We start from the raw sequence: 14,054 nt of genomic DNA, 5'->3' as shown, positions 1-14,054 counted from the left end.
ACAGTGTGCGCACTTTAACACCGGGGCGTGACAGGTCGGCGGTAGCCGATCCGCTGTGCGGCGGTGCTTGTTCGGGCGTGTGCCTGTAGGGTCTGGTCCTCGTGGTGGAAAGTAGAACCCCGTCCCGTCGTTCCGTCTACATCTGGGGCTTGATCACCGCCCTCGGAGTGATCGCGGGCTATGGTGCGGTTCTCCTCGCCAACGTTCGGCATTTCTATACCGACGACACCGAATCCCAGTACGTCCCGCTGTGGGTGATGCTCGGAAACCGGCTCCGCAATGGTGATCTGCCGGTGATGGTGCCCGAGCACTGGATGGCCGGAAACTACGCGATCGAGGAAGCGGGCCTGCTGAATCCGCCGCAGCTGCTGATCGATCTGATCGCGCCCTCGGTCGACAATCTGGTGCTGTACGCGACCGTGGTGAAGCTGATCTTCGCGATCATCCTCGGCCTCGGCGTCTACCGGATCTGCCTGGCCTACGGCTCGCGCGTGCAGTGGGCGGCGCTGACCGGTGTTTCGATCTCGTTCACCGGATGGCTGCTGTTCTTCGACGAGGCCAGCTGGATGACCGCCTTCACCGGCACCGCGTGGATGGTGCACGCGTGGGCTTCTGGGGTGCGGTACTCGCGCGGTCACGGCGGCCCGATCCCGGTATTTGTGTACCTCTACCTGGCCATCTCGGTGCAGTACATCTTCCCGGCGGTCGAAGCCGGTCTGATGATCGGCGCGGTCGCGGTCGGTGAGCTGATCTACCAGCGGACCTGGCGTCCATCGCTGAGACTGCTGACGGTGGCGGGGCTTGCGGCGCTAGCGGGCGCGGCGACGTATCTGCCGAGCATGCTGTCGGCGAAGGTGACCTGGCGTGGCACCGCCCAGATCAACAACGACCAGTTCCTCACTGTGCCGTGGTCGGAATCGCTGAACGCGAGCTTGCCCTCGACTCTGCCCGCCTTCACCTCGTGGTGGGGTTACGTCCAGCCGCTGCCGGTGGTCTACATCGCCTGGTTCCTGATTCCGGCGCTGGCGTTCATCGACTGGGGCAAGGCGCGCGCGGCCTGGCGCGAGCTCAGCGGCATCGGGCTGTTCGCGATCGCGGCGCTGATGTGGACTGCCGGTCCCGGCACGATCGGCCCGCTGCGCTGGCCCGCCCGGGTGCTGCCGATGGTGGCGCTGGGTCTGCTGCTGCTGGTGTGCGTGCTGCTCGGACGGTTCGCGACCTTCAAGGACTGGCGTGCGCGGGGGACCGCGGCCGCGGTGCTGATCGGACTGCTGTGGGTGCGGTCGTTCTCCGCCGACCCGCACAACTGGATCGCGCATGTGATCGCCGCACTGGCCATCGCCGCGCTCGGCGCCGCGATGGTGTGGCTGGCGGTGAACAAGGGGATCTCGGCGGCGGTCGCGCTGGCGATCATCGCGGTGTCCCCGATCGCCTATGTCCAGGTGGAACGGGCGCAGCCGACGCCGATGAGCTGGAATCTGCCCAGCGATCGAGCCGCGGCGCGCGCGGCGTTCCCCGAATTCGCGGGGACCACGCTGCAGCTCGGTGATCGCGCACTGATCCAGCCGGGGGAGCGCACACTCGACGGCGCCTACGGCTCGCTGGTGTTCGGCAACTACGCCAAGGACATCGAACGCACCTACGTGAGCGGCTACACCCCGAACGGCCATTTCTGGTTCGGTGACATGCTCTGCATGCGCTGGGACACCAGCGTGTGCCCCGACGCCTACCGCCGCGCGTTCGCGGTCGAGCCGTCGACGGGCAAGACCGTTGTCGATCTGATGAACATCGACCGGGTGGTACTGCAACGCGCGCTCTACCCGGCCGCCCGCACCGAGCCCGCTCCGTCCGGTTGGAAGTGGGTCGACTACCCCGGCCACGAGAACTACATCTCGGTCCTCGAACGCGAGGACGGCCTGATCTCCACCCGCAACGGCCGGATCTCGGCGGTCGAGAACGCCACCGCGGTCTCGGCGTCGGAAAGCGATACGACGAGCCGGGTCACCGTGAGCTCCGAGACCGGCGGCCGTGTGGTGTTCGCGCGCCTGGGCTGGCCGGGTTACCGGGTGAGCCTCGACGGCAAGGACATCCCGTTCAAGGTTGTCGCGAAGAGTTTCGTCGCCGTCGATATTCCGGCGGGGACGCGCAACGGCGATCTCGAGCTGACCTGGCGTCCGCCGGGCTGGAAGATCGGCGGCGCCGCGATCGGCCTCGGACTGCTCGGTCTCGCCGTGTTCCAGTGGCTGTATGTGCGCGGACGCAAGCCTGACGACGAGGAACTGGACGCCCCGGCGGCGGAGTCGATCGCGGATGACGACACCGCGCTCGCGGACGCGGTGCGATGACGATCGAGGCCGCGGGCGGCGTGCTCGAGACACCGGGTCCGCTGCTGCGGATCGTGAAACGCCAGGAGCTGGCGTTCGCGATCGTCGGCGGCTTCAACACGCTGTTGGGCATGGCCCTCGCGGTGTTCTGGCTGCACGTTTTCGGCGACGACAGGCCGGGGTTGGCCGTCATCGCCGCCTACGGGATCAGCACGTTCGTCGCGTTCGTCCTGCATCGGACGCTGGTGTTCCGGGTACACGGCCACCTGGTCCGCGACATCCTCGCCTTCTGCGGCGTGAACGCGAGTGGCTTGGTGCTCAATGTGATCCTGGTGGAACTCGCGGTCACCGTTCTCGGCTTCCCCGCCGCGCCCGCCTCGGTGATCGTTATGGGTTTGGTCGCGGTGCTCAGCTTCTTCGGACACCGCTACATCTCGTTTCGCCGGGCGCGGTAGGTTAGGGACATGGCGCACGAATCCACCATCGACGCAACCCTGCTCGGCCTGCTGGCCTGCCCCCAGGACAAGGGCCCGCTGCAACTGGTGCGCACCGAAGCCGATGTGAGTGTGCTCTACAACCCCCGTCTGCGGCGCGCCTACCCGATCGACAACGGCATCCCGGTGCTGCTGATCGACGAGGCCCGCGACGTCACCGACGCCGAACACGAATTCTTCGTCGCCGAATCCTGACCGGCACACCCGGTAGCTTCCGCATTCCTCCGGAATCGGAGTTGGTGCATGCGGAGGTGCTGACTCGACGCCCATCCCGCGCGATGTGCCACCGGCCGTCGTACGGGTGAGTTCGCGTTCGATCACCAACTGCCGGTGGTGATATCGCCCGTCAGGTAGCGCTGGACGGCCGGGCCGACGGCCTCGACCACGGCATCGATCGGCATCGAGGCCAGTGGTTCCAGCGCGATGATCTTGCGGGCGGTCAACACCCCCACCATCTGGGCCGCGGCCAGTGAGACCCTGGCCCGTCCGTCGTCATCCGGGGTCGCGATGCGCACGCGGACCCGTTCCAGCACCACCTGGAGCAGGAACGAGCGCGCGAGATTCTGATCGCCGCCCGCGAAAATACTGCGCACCATGGCCACGATGCCGGGTCCGGCCGGGGAGTCCCACACCGTGACGACCGCGCGCACGATGGTGTGTCCGAGCTCTTCGATCGGTGCGGCGTCGACCGCGCGCAGCGTCGTGTCCGGGTCGACCGGGAAGTCCACCACCGCGGCGAACAGTTGCTGCTTGTTGCCGAAATAGTGGTGCACCAGCGCCGGGTCGACATCGGCATCGGCCGCGATCGCGCGGATCGACGTCTTGTCGAACCCAGCGCCCGCGAACCGCACCCGCGCCGCGTCGAGAATCGCCATCTTGGTGTCGGCGTTGCCCGGCCTGCGCCCGGTCCGCCCGGATTTCGCTGTGCCGGAACTGGATTCGCCGTCACTCATCATGGATCCTCTCATCGGGGCTTTGCTCGCTACGGGGTGCGTCGACGCAGAGTAGCCGCGGCGAGGCCGAGCGCCACCACCGCGAACCCGGCGACGACGGCGATATCGCGCCACATCGCGCCCGTCGGCTCCGCATGGACCGACACCTGCTGTAGCGCGTCCACCGCGTAACTCAACGGCATCACATTGCTGATCGCCTCCAGCCAGCCGGGTAGCTGGTCGCGCGGGACCAGCAGGCCGCACAGGAAGATCTGCGGTGCGACGATCACCGGCATGAACTGCACGGCCTGGAACTCGGTGCGCGCGAAGGCGCTCGCCAGCAGGCCGAGTCCGACGCCGCACACCGCGTCGACCATCGCGATCAGCAGGACCCAGCCGGGATTGCCCGCGGCGGTCAATCCGAGCAGCCAGAACGCGACCACGCTGGCGACGGCGGCCTGCGCGGCGGCGGCGAGGGAGAACGCGCTGCCGTACCCGGCGAGCAGGTCGAGCTTGCTCAGCGGAGTGGTGAGCAGCCGTTCGAGGGTTCCCGATGTGCGTTCACGCTGCATCGCGATCGCGGTGATCAGGAACATCACGATGAACGGCAGGATCCCGAGCATGGTGATGCCGACCCGGTCGAACAGTGTGAGCGGAGAATGCGGCGGACGCGGTGCGTCCTGATAGATGAAGTACAGCAAGGTCATGAGCAGGGCGGGGACAACCAGGATCATCGCCACGGTGCGGTGATCGTTGCGCAGTTGCCGCAGGATTCGGCCGGTGGTGGCGGTGTAGGGGCGCAGGGTGGTCATGGGTGCTCTCCCATCGTGATCAAGGTCAGGAAAGCGGCCTCGAGGTTCTGTTCGTCGGTACGCTCGCGCAGTTCGTCGGGGCTGACCTGGGCGAGCAGTTCGCCGTCGCGCATCAGCAGCAGCTTGTCGCAATGGTCGGCTTCGTCCATCACATGACTCGACACCAGCAAAGTCGTTCCCGCCGCGGCCAATTCGCGGAACTGCTTCCACAATTCCACCCGCAACACCGGATCGAGGCCGACCGTCGGTTCGTCGAGCACCAGCAGTTCGGGCTTGCCGACCAGCGCGCACGCCAGCGACGCCCTGGTCTTCTGCCCACCCGAGAGCTGATCGCCGAGCTGATCGGCGTGATCGGCCAAACCGACTGCGACGAGCGCGGATTCGGTGTCGTCCCGGTCGCGACCGTAGAGCGCGGCGTAGTAGGCCACATTGTCGCGGACGCTGATGTCGGCGTAGATGCTCGGCGCCTGGGTGACGTAGCCGACCCGGCGGCGCAATCCGGCGCTCCCCGCCGGCTCCCCGAGCACGATGACGGTGCCCGACTCCACCAGCTGCGTTCCCACGATGCTGCGTAGCAGGGTGGTCTTCCCGCAGCCCGACGGGCCGAGTAGGCCGGTGATCGAGCCGCGCGGGATGTCCATGGTCAGGCCGCGCAGGACAGCGCGTTTTCCGCGCTTGACGGTCAGGTCCGCGACCTGAACGGCGATCGGTGGCGGTGCGGTGTGCGACATGGTCGCCTCAATTCATCGAGTGTTGAATTCACTATGTGATGAATTTAGCGCGATGGTGTCGATGTGGCAAGCGTCAGTGGGCGTGTCCAGGGGGTGTCGCAGCCTGCTGACCTGGTTCGACGACGGTGAACTGGCCCATCATCCCGACATCCTCGTGCCACAGCAGGTGGCAGTGGTACATGTACGGTGTCGTCGGATCGGCAGGCCCGTCGAAGCGCAGGACCAGGGTGGCCGCCGTATTCGGCGGTAGGAAGATGGTGTCCTTGGCGCCGGCCAGCTCGGGTGGGGGTGGGGCCCCGTCGTAGTCGAGCACCCGGAACTGCACATCGTGGACGTGAAAGTTGTGCGGCATGCCGTCGATGTTGTGCACGACCCAGGTCTCGGTGGTGCCCCGGGTGACGGTCGTGTCGATGCGGCTCATGTCCATGCGCTCGCCGTTGATACCGGCCAGGCTCAGATCGAAGCGGCGTTGTACGACCGAGTCCGTGCCATCGGGAATCGACGGCGGCACAAGGGTTTCCGGCAGCGCGGGAGAGGGCCGCAAAATGGACGCGGCGCGCAGTTCGAGGACATCGAACCTGTCGTCACCGCCCGAGAACCGGTTCGACCAGAAGTCCAGGCCCGCCTCGAGCTTCTCGCTGCGGAGAACGGTGCGCTCACCGGGCCGCATCCGCACCACGATCTCGGCGCGCTCGCCAGGTGAGAGCTGGATGCGATCCAGGGTGGTCGGGCGTTCGAGCAGGCCACCGTCGGAACCGATCATCGCGAACGGGCGGGCATCGTCGAAGGCGAAGGTGTAGATCCGCGCGGTCGACGCATTGAGCAGGCGCAGCCGCACCAGTTCGTCGCCGACCTCCTGGTAGGGCGCGAGCGTGCCGTTGACCATGGTGCGATCACCGAGGAATCCGGTATCGCGGAAGATCGCGTGCGCGCCGTCGAGGCGGTTTCCGCGCAGTCGCATGTCCTGCACGATCACCGGGATGTCGTCGACACCGTAGGTGTTCGGCAGCGGCAGTTCGGCACTCGGCGCGTCATCGATCAGGAACATCCCCGCCAGGCCACGGCGCACGTGGTCCTCGGTCGCGCCGTGTGGGTGTGGGTGATACCAGAGCGTCGAAGCCGGTTGGGCCACAGTCCATTCCGGTGTCCACGACGCGCCCGGATCGACCATCTGGTGTGGCCCGCCGTCCATGGCGGCAGGCAGATGCATGCCGTGCCAGTGCACCGTCGATGCTTCGGGTAACTGGTTGCGCACCTGGACGCGCACCCGTTCGCCACGGGCCGCACGCAGGGTCGGGCCGAGATAGCTACCGTTGAAACCCCAGGTCTCGGTCTCCCGTCCGGGTTCGAACGCGGTTGTCCCCGTGCGCATATCGAGCGAGAACACCCGTGTTCCGGCGGAATCGACCGTCGAATCGGCCAGCGGCGGAATGTGCAGCGGCTGAGTGAATTCCGTTGTGCCGACTGTGGATACGCTGGCCCCGGACCACGTCCACGCCACCCCGGCGCCGATCGCGGTGAGCAGGGTGACGACGAGGGCGCACGCGCCGAGCAGGATTCGGCGTAGCCGACGTGGGGGAGAAGCCATGCATCGACGGTAGGGACGTAAACGTGGCGCCACATCGGGGTGCATCCCGGGTTCGTCCCTGATTCCTCACCGAGGTGTTCAGGGTTTCCCGCAGGTCAGGCTATGTGATGTGGATCACAATGAAGGGTTGTCACGTTCCGGCGGGCTGCTTTGTCCCATGAACACCCCACCGACAAGGAGCACCGCAATGACCACCACCACGCACCGCATCGTCGTCCTCGGCGCCGGCTACACCGGCATGCTGGCCGCGATCCGCCTGGCCCGGCGCACGCGGAAACTGGATGTCGCGATCACCCTGGTCAACCCGTCGGCCCGCTTCACCGAGCGGCTGCGGATGCACCAGATCGCCGCGGGTCAGGAACTCGCCCACCACGACATCCCGGAAATCCTCGATGGCACCGGCATCGAGTTCGTCCAGGGTTGGGTCACCGCCATCGACCCCACCGGCCAGTGCGTCCACGTCGACAGTGCGGGCAAGCTCGCATACGACGAGCTGATCTACGCCCTCGGCAGCACCGCCGAGACGACCGTGGTGCCCGGCGTCGCCGAACACGCCTTCACCCTCGACAACCCCCGTCGCGCCCACGAATTCGCAGGCAAGCTGGCCACTCTCACGACCCAGGGCGCCTCTGTCGCCGTCTGCGGTGGCGGCCTCACCGGCATCGAAGCCGCCACCGAGATCGCGGAAAGCCACCCCGGCCTGCGCGTCACCCTGATCAGCTCGGGCGAGCCGGGCGCGATGATGGGCGACAAGGCTCGCGCGCACCTGAACAAGGCGCTGGACCGGCTCGGCATCGTCCGGGAGATCGGCGTACGCGTCGCGAAAGTGCAGCCCGACGCGGTCGAGCTCGCCAACGGCACGGTGATCGGCGCCGATCTCACCCTGTGGACCACCGGGGTCCGGGTCTCGCCGCTGGCGGCCGAGGCGGGTATCGAGACCGACGCGCGCGGCCTCATCGTCGTCGACCCGACGCTGAAGTCGGTGTCGCACCCCACGATTCACGCGATCGGTGACGCGGCCGCCGTTCGTCAGGCATGGGGGCAGGTGCACGGCACTTGCCAGAGCGGCATGCCCACCGCCGCCTACACCGCCGACGTGATCGCCGCCGAACTGCGCGGCAAGAAGACGCGGCCGTTCCGTTTCGGCTACTTCCATCAGCCTGTCAGCCTCGGCCGTCGCGACGCGGTCATCCAGTTCACCAACGCCGACGACACCCCGCGCCGCCTCTACCTCACCGGCTGGACCGCGCGCACCTACAAGGAGATGGTCAGCGGCAGCCCCGTTCCGACGTTCAAGGCCAGTAAGAAGATGACCATGAACGTGCAATTGTCCAAGGGCGGCAAGGTAACTCGCGCCATTGCGTGAGGGACCTGCCGCCGTCGCCGATCGGGCGTCGGTCAGCCATCGGCGCCCGCTGATTCGCCACAGTGACGGAGCGTGCGAGATGGTAGGACCTATGTCCGATCAGGATCCGTTCCTCGAACACCGCCGCCTGCTGTTCGCGACGGCCTACCGCATGCTCGGTACGGTCACCGACGCCGAGGACATCCTGCAGGACACCTGGCTCAAGTGGAACGACACCGACCACGCCACGGTCACCCACCCCAAGGCATATCTGGTCCGCACCGTCACCAATCTCTCGCTCAACCGGCTCACCTCCGCCCGCGCGACCCGCGAAAGCTATGTCGGCCCTTGGCTTCCCGAGCCGGTACTGACTTCGCCCGATATCGCCGAGGACACCGAATTGGCCGACACCGTCTCCACCGCCATGCTCGTCGTGCTGGAAACCCTCACCCCCGTCGAACGCGCCGTGTTCCTGCTGCGCGAAGTGTTCGGCTACTCGCACGCCGAAATCGCTGACGCCCTCGACCGTCCCGAGGCGGGTGTGCGCCAGATCGCGCACCGCGCGAAGAACCACGTCCAATCCCGCCGCCCCCGATTCGATGCCGACAAGGCCGCTCGCGCCCAGGTCACCGCACAATTCATGGCCGCCTGCGCGGGCGGTGACCTCAATGCCCTGATGGATCTGCTCGCCCCCGATGTCACGTGCTGGTCCGATGGTGGCGGCGTGGTCACCGCCGCGCGCCGACCCCTGTACGGCCCCGACCACGTCGCTCGCTGGATTCTCGGCGTCCTCGCCAAACCGTCGTCCGCGGGCTTCGAACTCACCGCGGCCGACATCAACGGCGAGCTCGGCGCCCTGGCGTCCTTCGCCGGAAACCCCGGCGCCGCATTCACTTTCGACCTCGTCGACGGACACATCCAGAACCTGCGATTCCAGGTCAACCCCGGCAAGCTGGCCGGTCTGTACCGCGGCACCGACCTGCTCGGCTGACGAATCCTCCGCCCCGACCGGTTACGTATCAGCTACCCTTCCTGGACACCCGACAGCCGGAGGACGACACCATGGCTCGACGACCGACCCTGATCGCCACCATGGTGCTCGCGACCGGCTTCGGCATCCTGGGCTGCGCGGACACCAGCGATGATGCCGCGACCACCGAGCAGCGGGACACCGTCCGGATGTTCGTCGCCGCCGAGCAGGTCGACTGCCATGGCGTCGCACCCATGCGGTGCATGCAGGTCCGCTATTCCCCTGATGAGCCGTGGCAATTGTTCTACGACGGCATCACCGGATTCACCTACGAACCCGGCTACACCTACGAACTGCTGGTCAGGGTCGATCCGGTCGAGAATCCACCCGCCGACCACTCGTCGCTCCGATACGACCTGATCGAGGTCGAGGCCAAGACCCCGGACTGAAACACGAGGCCTGCACAGCGCCTGACCCGGCAGCGTCGGGCCACCGGGCCCGGACGACAATGATGGTTGTGTCCGCCCAGGAACTGGCAGTCGATCCGCCCACCGCCGCGCACCGACTGCTCGGCGCCATCCTGACGTCGGGTTCGGTCGCCCTGCGGATCGTGGAGGTCGAGGCCTACGGCAGCGATCCCGCCGGACCGTGGCCCGACCCCGCCGCGCACTCCTGGCCGGGGCCGACCGCCCGCAACGCGGTGATGTTCGGCCCGGCCGGGCGGCTCTACGTCTATCGCTCGTACGGAATTCACCTGTGTGTGAATGTGACCGTCGGCTACGACGGTGTGGCCGGTGCGGTACTCGTGCGTGCGGCCGAAGTGGTCGGGGGCGTCGACATCGCACGCGAACGTAGGCCCGCCGCCCGCAAGGACGCCGATCTGGCGCGAGGGCCGGGCAATGTCGGCAGCGCGCTCGGCATCAGCATGTCCGACTATGGCACCGAGCTGTTCGATCCGTTCTCCGCGCTGCACCTGGAACTGAAACCAGCTGTGCCGCAATCCGATATCGCCTCCGGCCCGAGGGTGGGCGTCAGCGTCGCCGCCGAGATCCCCTGGCGCTTCTGGCTACCGGCCTCGCCCGCCGTCTCGGTCTATCGGCGTAGCCCACGTGCGTTCGGGCCGAGCAGCGGTGCCGAAAGACTTCGCCGACAGCGATGAGTTTGCGGGCGACGGTCCGTCCTATCTGTTGAACGCGCTACCAACCCGGCGCGACCGACTCGAAGGACGAGACAATGACCACTGCGACCCCCTCCGCGAACTTCTCCGATGCCGCCACCTACCGCCCCGGCAAGATCCGCAACCGGGTCCTGTGGACCCTGCAGATCGTGCTCGGCCTCTTCTTCGTGATCGCTTCGGGCGGCCCGAAACTCGTCATCCCGAACACTCTGATGGACAACGCCCCCGAGAACCTGACCATCCCTATCGGGCTGCTCATCTTCATCGGAGTTGTCGAGGTGGCGGGCGGTATCGGCCTGATGGTGCCGCGGCTCAGCGGCCTTGCGGCGGTAGGCCTTTCCGTGCTCACCGTGCTCGCCGCCGCGACACAGGCCTTCATCGCCGACAAGCCCGCGATGGCGATCTTCCCGCTGGTACTGGCCGCGATCTTCGCCTGGATCGCCTACGAACGCCGCGCCACCATCACCGCGCTGGTGGGATGAACCGCGACTCGGCACGCCGATGATCGCCGGAGCCCGGGGGTTCCGGCGATCATCGGCGTGTCGAGGTATTCGGTCGATGCGGGTTCGGCCGCAGAGCCAAGATCACCGCCCTGATCTCGTCTGTGAATCCAATATGGCGAAATCCTCGGGGGTGCGACGATCGAAGCCACATCGAAAAGACCGTACGAGCAGGAGCGCCCGTGTTCACCTTTCCCAGTAGCGACGGCACCGCGATCCACGTGCGGAGCTGGCTCCCCACGGAGACCGAGCCCCGCGGTGTCGTGCAGATCGCGCACGGGATGGGCGAACATTCCGACCGCTACGGCCATCTCGCCGAACGGCTTTCGGGCCTCGGTTTCGCCGTCTATGCCGACGACCACCGTGGACACGGCCTCACCATGGGGCAAGTACCGGGCGACCTCGGCCCCGACGGCTGGAACCTGCTCGTCGCCGACGAGGTCGCGCTCACCGAGATCCTGCGCGAACGTCATCCCGGCCTCCCCGTCACCCTGATCGGCCACAGCCTCGGTTCCTTCGCCGTGCAGCAGTACCTGCTCGACCGTTCCGACCTCGTCGACGAGGTCGTCCTGAGCGGCACGACCGCCGTCGACGGCCTGTTCGGCGAGATCGCGGCCGCCGGCGGTGACCTGACCGGCTTCTTCAACGCCCAATTCCAGCCCACCCGCACCGACGCCGACTGGATCAGCCGCGACGAAGCCCAGGTAGACGCCTACAACGCCGACCCCTGGTGTGGTTTCGCCATCGACGACGCCAACATGGGCCTACTCGCCGCCAACGCCCAGACCCGCCTGTCCGATCCGAGCACCGTGCGCTCCGACCTGCCGATCTATGTGATGGTCGGTGACAAGGACCCGCTCAACGACAAGCTCCGCCTGTCCGACCTGCTCGTGCGGCGCTACCGCGACGCGGGCCTGGACGACATCACCTACGCGGTCTACGCGGACGCCCGCCACGAGGTCCTGAACGAAACCAATCGCGACGAGGTCGAAGCCGATCTGCTCGCCTGGATCACCCGCGCACGCGACTGAGGAACCGCATGCGGAAAGATGGGTCAGCGTGACCGGCGACATCTTCGACGAACTGACCTGGCGCGGCCTGATCGCGCAGTCCACCGACCTGGACGAGCTGCGCGCCGCCGCGGCCGCCGCGCCCCTGACGCTCTATGCCGGCTTCGACCCGACCGCCGCCAGCCTGCACGCCGGCCACCTCGTCCCGCTGCTCGCGCTCAAGCGCTTCCAGCTGGCCGGGCATCGGCCGATCGTGCTCGCCGGCGGCGCGACCGGAATGATCGGCGACCCGCGTGACGTGGGCGAACGCACCATGAACTCGACCGACACCGTCGCCGAGTGGGCGCAGCGCATCCGCGGCCAGCTCGAGCGTTTCGTCGACCTCGACGATTCGCCGACCGGCGCGGTCATCGTCAACAACATGGACTGGACCGGCCCGCTGTCGACCGTGGACTTCCTGCGCGATATCGGTAAGCACTTCTCGGTGAACGTCATGCTCGCCCGCGACACCGTCAAACGGCGGCTCGAAGGCGACGGTATCTCCTACACGGAGTTCAGCTACATGCTGCTGCAGGCCAACGACTACCTGCAGTTGCGGCGCGAGCACGGCTGCACGCTGCAGGTCGGTGGCTCCGATCAGTGGGGCAACATCATCGCCGGCGTCGAACTGAACCGGCGGGTCGACGGCGCGCATGTGCACGCGCTCACCGTGCCGCTGGTGACCTCGGCCGACGGCAAGAAGTTCGGCAAGTCCACCGGCGGCGGCAGCCTGTGGCTCGACCCCGAACTGACCAGCCCTTACGCCTGGTACCAGTACTTCGTGAACACCGCCGACGCCGATGTCGTGCGCTACCTGCGCTGGTTCACCTTCCTCAGCCGCGAGGAACTCGACGAACTCGAGCAGGCGACGGCGGAACGTCCGTTCGCCCGCGAGGCCCAGAAGCGGCTGGCGGCGGAGATGACCACGCTGGTGCACGGCGAGGCCGAGACCCGCGCGGCGGAACTGGCCAGCCATGCCCTGTTCGGTCGCGGTGAGCTCGGCGAACTTCCGCTGTCCACGCTCGGCGCCGCGCTGCGCGAAGCCGCGGTCGACGGCAAGGTCGCCGAGGTCGTGCCGGGTGAACCGAACACGATCGTCGACCTGCTCGTCGCGTCGGGTTTGTGCGAAAGCAAGGGCGCGGCGCGTCGGGCAGTCAACGAAGGCGGCGCGTCGGTGAACAACCAGCGGGTCAGCGACGTCGATTGGACTCCGTCCGATGCCGACTACCTGCACGGTGAGTGGCTGGTGCTGCGGCGCGGAAAGAAGAACATGGCGGGCGTGCATCGGATAGCCTGACGTCGTTGCGGAGGCCTGAATCACATCCGTGTGATTCAGGCAGCCGCTTCGGCTGAACGCACCGCCGTGACCTGCGGAGATCCGGTGTTGTCCAGGCGATTTGACGCGGCGTTATCCGGCGCGTAACTTATTGGAAGTCAGAGCGACACGGACACCAACCCGGAGCCGAGACGCTAGCCCGAGAGGCTGGCGGGCTCAGGGAAAACGCGGTAGTACGGGGAAGCGCCTGACGGAGCTGAAGATCTTGTGACCAGGCTTACGATTGACTTCGTCTGGATGCAAGGTTAGGCTGGAACAGTTGCCCTTCAGGAGATCCGGAACGATCCGGTCATTCTGGTTGTGCGTGTGTTCTTTGAGAACTCAATAGTGTGTCGATGAATGTCAGTGCCAATATTTATATTGGTTCCAACCTTCGCGTACCCCCCGGTCGTGGGAGGTTGGACATAAACAACAGCGAATCTTTTTGCTGGTGTTTGGCTTTGCTAGGTTTTCGGACTCTAGTCTTTAGATTATTCTGATTGACCCTTCGGGGTTGGTTGAGAGTCTTCAACGGAGAGTTTGATCCTGGCTCAGGACGAACGCTGGCGGCGTGCTTAACACATGCAAGTCGAGCGGTAAGGCCCTTCGGGGTACACGAGCGGCGAACGGGTGAGTAACACGTGGGTGATCTGCCCTGTACTTCGGGATAAGCCTGGGAAACTGGGTCTAATACCGGATATGACCCTCTACTGCATGGTGGAGGGTGGAAAGATTTATCGGTACAGGATGGGCCCGCGGCCTATCAGCTTGTTGGTGGGGTAACGGCCTACCAAGGCGACGACGGGTAGCCGACCTG

At 66.6% G+C, this 14,054-nt stretch carries 14 protein-coding genes and 1 rRNA gene; 11 read left to right on the top strand and 4 right to left on the bottom strand.

The window, feature by feature from the left end; genetic code table 11:
• Window positions 1-104: 104 nt before the first annotated feature.
• From ACFWO8_RS22320 to ACFWO8_RS22310, 3 genes are read left to right on the top strand one after another with little or no spacing between them, the layout of a single operon-like run.
• The gene (locus tag ACFWO8_RS22320; protein WP_378955186.1) at window positions 105-2,345 is read left to right on the top strand and encodes a hypothetical protein; all 2,241 of its coding nucleotides are present in this window, start codon (window positions 105-107) and stop codon (window positions 2,343-2,345) included.
• On the top strand, window positions 2,342-2,779 hold the full coding sequence (locus ACFWO8_RS22315) for a GtrA family protein (protein WP_378955173.1): 438 nt from the start codon (window positions 2,342-2,344) through the stop codon (window positions 2,777-2,779). Before ACFWO8_RS22320 ends, ACFWO8_RS22315 begins: the two co-directional genes overlap by 4 nt.
• 9 nt (window positions 2,780-2,788) lie before the next feature.
• Complete coding sequence (locus ACFWO8_RS22310; RefSeq protein WP_266287518.1) at window positions 2,789-3,013, top strand: Trm112 family protein; 225 nt, start codon at window positions 2,789-2,791, stop codon at window positions 3,011-3,013.
• A 122-nt stretch (window positions 3,014-3,135) separates the two neighbouring features.
• Here ACFWO8_RS22310 and ACFWO8_RS22305 read toward each other — a convergent pair whose 3' ends face one another.
• The 4 genes from ACFWO8_RS22305 to ACFWO8_RS22290 form a co-directional block, all read right to left on the bottom strand.
• Window positions 3,136-3,771, bottom strand: a complete 636-nt coding sequence (locus ACFWO8_RS22305) for a TetR family transcriptional regulator (protein ID WP_378955146.1) — start codon at window positions 3,769-3,771, stop codon at window positions 3,136-3,138.
• A gap of 29 nt (window positions 3,772-3,800) precedes the next feature.
• Entirely contained in the window at window positions 3,801-4,562 is a 762-nt protein-coding gene (locus tag ACFWO8_RS22300; protein ID WP_378955116.1) for an ABC transporter permease, read from the bottom strand.
• Complete coding sequence (locus ACFWO8_RS22295; RefSeq protein ID WP_378955088.1) at window positions 4,559-5,293, bottom strand: ABC transporter ATP-binding protein; 735 nt, start codon at window positions 5,291-5,293, stop codon at window positions 4,559-4,561. The genes ACFWO8_RS22300 and ACFWO8_RS22295 overlap by 4 nt, the downstream gene beginning before the upstream one ends.
• Window positions 5,294-5,366: 73 nt before the next feature.
• On the bottom strand, window positions 5,367-6,881 hold the full coding sequence (locus tag ACFWO8_RS22290; protein ID WP_378955070.1) for a multicopper oxidase family protein: 1,515 nt from the start codon (window positions 6,879-6,881) through the stop codon (window positions 5,367-5,369).
• Window positions 6,882-7,068: 187 nt separating this feature from the next.
• Here ACFWO8_RS22290 and ACFWO8_RS22285 point away from each other — a divergent pair, with 187 nt between their 5' ends.
• The 8 genes from ACFWO8_RS22285 to ACFWO8_RS22250 all read left to right on the top strand — a co-directional run.
• Window positions 7,069-8,247, top strand: a complete 1,179-nt coding sequence (locus tag ACFWO8_RS22285; RefSeq protein ID WP_378955062.1) for an NAD(P)/FAD-dependent oxidoreductase — start codon at window positions 7,069-7,071, stop codon at window positions 8,245-8,247.
• Window positions 8,248-8,338: 91 nt separating this feature from the next.
• Complete coding sequence (locus tag ACFWO8_RS22280; protein ID WP_378955055.1) at window positions 8,339-9,217, top strand: RNA polymerase sigma-70 factor; 879 nt, start codon at window positions 8,339-8,341, stop codon at window positions 9,215-9,217.
• 71 nt (window positions 9,218-9,288) lie between these two features.
• On the top strand, window positions 9,289-9,645 hold the full coding sequence (locus ACFWO8_RS22275; RefSeq protein WP_378955046.1) for a DUF4377 domain-containing protein: 357 nt from the start codon (window positions 9,289-9,291) through the stop codon (window positions 9,643-9,645).
• Between the two features lie 59 nt (window positions 9,646-9,704).
• Complete coding sequence (locus tag ACFWO8_RS22270) at window positions 9,705-10,355, top strand: DNA-3-methyladenine glycosylase (protein ID WP_378955037.1); 651 nt, start codon at window positions 9,705-9,707, stop codon at window positions 10,353-10,355.
• Window positions 10,356-10,429: 74 nt separating this feature from the next.
• On the top strand, window positions 10,430-10,855 hold the full coding sequence (locus tag ACFWO8_RS22265) for a DoxX family protein (RefSeq protein WP_378955031.1): 426 nt from the start codon (window positions 10,430-10,432) through the stop codon (window positions 10,853-10,855).
• A 200-nt stretch (window positions 10,856-11,055) separates the two neighbouring features.
• On the top strand, window positions 11,056-11,904 hold the full coding sequence (locus ACFWO8_RS22260; protein ID WP_378955015.1) for an alpha/beta fold hydrolase: 849 nt from the start codon (window positions 11,056-11,058) through the stop codon (window positions 11,902-11,904).
• Window positions 11,905-11,932: 28 nt separating this feature from the next.
• Window positions 11,933-13,219, top strand: a complete 1,287-nt coding sequence (gene tyrS / locus ACFWO8_RS22255) for a tyrosine--tRNA ligase (RefSeq protein ID WP_378954998.1) — start codon at window positions 11,933-11,935, stop codon at window positions 13,217-13,219.
• A 546-nt stretch (window positions 13,220-13,765) separates the two neighbouring features.
• Window positions 13,766-14,054 (top strand): 16S ribosomal RNA (locus ACFWO8_RS22250); the annotation flags it as partial.

Source organism: Nocardia sp. NPDC058480, from assembly GCF_042720495.1.
In the GTDB taxonomy this organism is placed as follows: domain Bacteria; phylum Actinomycetota; class Actinomycetes; order Mycobacteriales; family Mycobacteriaceae; genus Nocardia.
This window is presented reverse-complemented; position numbering and strand designations above follow the sequence as displayed.

Excerpts from the sequence above, each read along its gene's own strand:
- ACFWO8_RS22315 (WP_378955173.1), top strand. The coding sequence starts at position 2,342 with ATGACGATCGAGGCCGCGGGCGGCGTGCTCGAGACACCGGGTCCGCTG.
- ACFWO8_RS22310 (WP_266287518.1), top strand. The coding sequence starts at position 2,789 with ATGGCGCACGAATCCACCATCGACGCAACCCTGCTCGGCCTGCTGGCC.
- ACFWO8_RS22305 (WP_378955146.1), bottom strand. The coding sequence starts at position 3,771 with ATGAGTGACGGCGAATCCAGTTCCGGCACAGCGAAATCCGGGCGGACC.
- ACFWO8_RS22300 (WP_378955116.1), bottom strand. The coding sequence starts at position 4,562 with ATGACCACCCTGCGCCCCTACACCGCCACCACCGGCCGAATCCTGCGG.
- ACFWO8_RS22295 (WP_378955088.1), bottom strand. The coding sequence starts at position 5,293 with ATGTCGCACACCGCACCGCCACCGATCGCCGTTCAGGTCGCGGACCTG.
- ACFWO8_RS22290 (WP_378955070.1), bottom strand. The coding sequence starts at position 6,881 with ATGGCTTCTCCCCCACGTCGGCTACGCCGAATCCTGCTCGGCGCGTGC.
- ACFWO8_RS22285 (WP_378955062.1), top strand. The coding sequence starts at position 7,069 with ATGACCACCACCACGCACCGCATCGTCGTCCTCGGCGCCGGCTACACC.
- ACFWO8_RS22280 (WP_378955055.1), top strand. The coding sequence starts at position 8,339 with ATGTCCGATCAGGATCCGTTCCTCGAACACCGCCGCCTGCTGTTCGCG.
- ACFWO8_RS22275 (WP_378955046.1), top strand. The coding sequence starts at position 9,289 with ATGGCTCGACGACCGACCCTGATCGCCACCATGGTGCTCGCGACCGGC.
- ACFWO8_RS22270 (WP_378955037.1), top strand. The coding sequence starts at position 9,705 with ATGATGGTTGTGTCCGCCCAGGAACTGGCAGTCGATCCGCCCACCGCC.
- ACFWO8_RS22265 (WP_378955031.1), top strand. The coding sequence starts at position 10,430 with ATGACCACTGCGACCCCCTCCGCGAACTTCTCCGATGCCGCCACCTAC.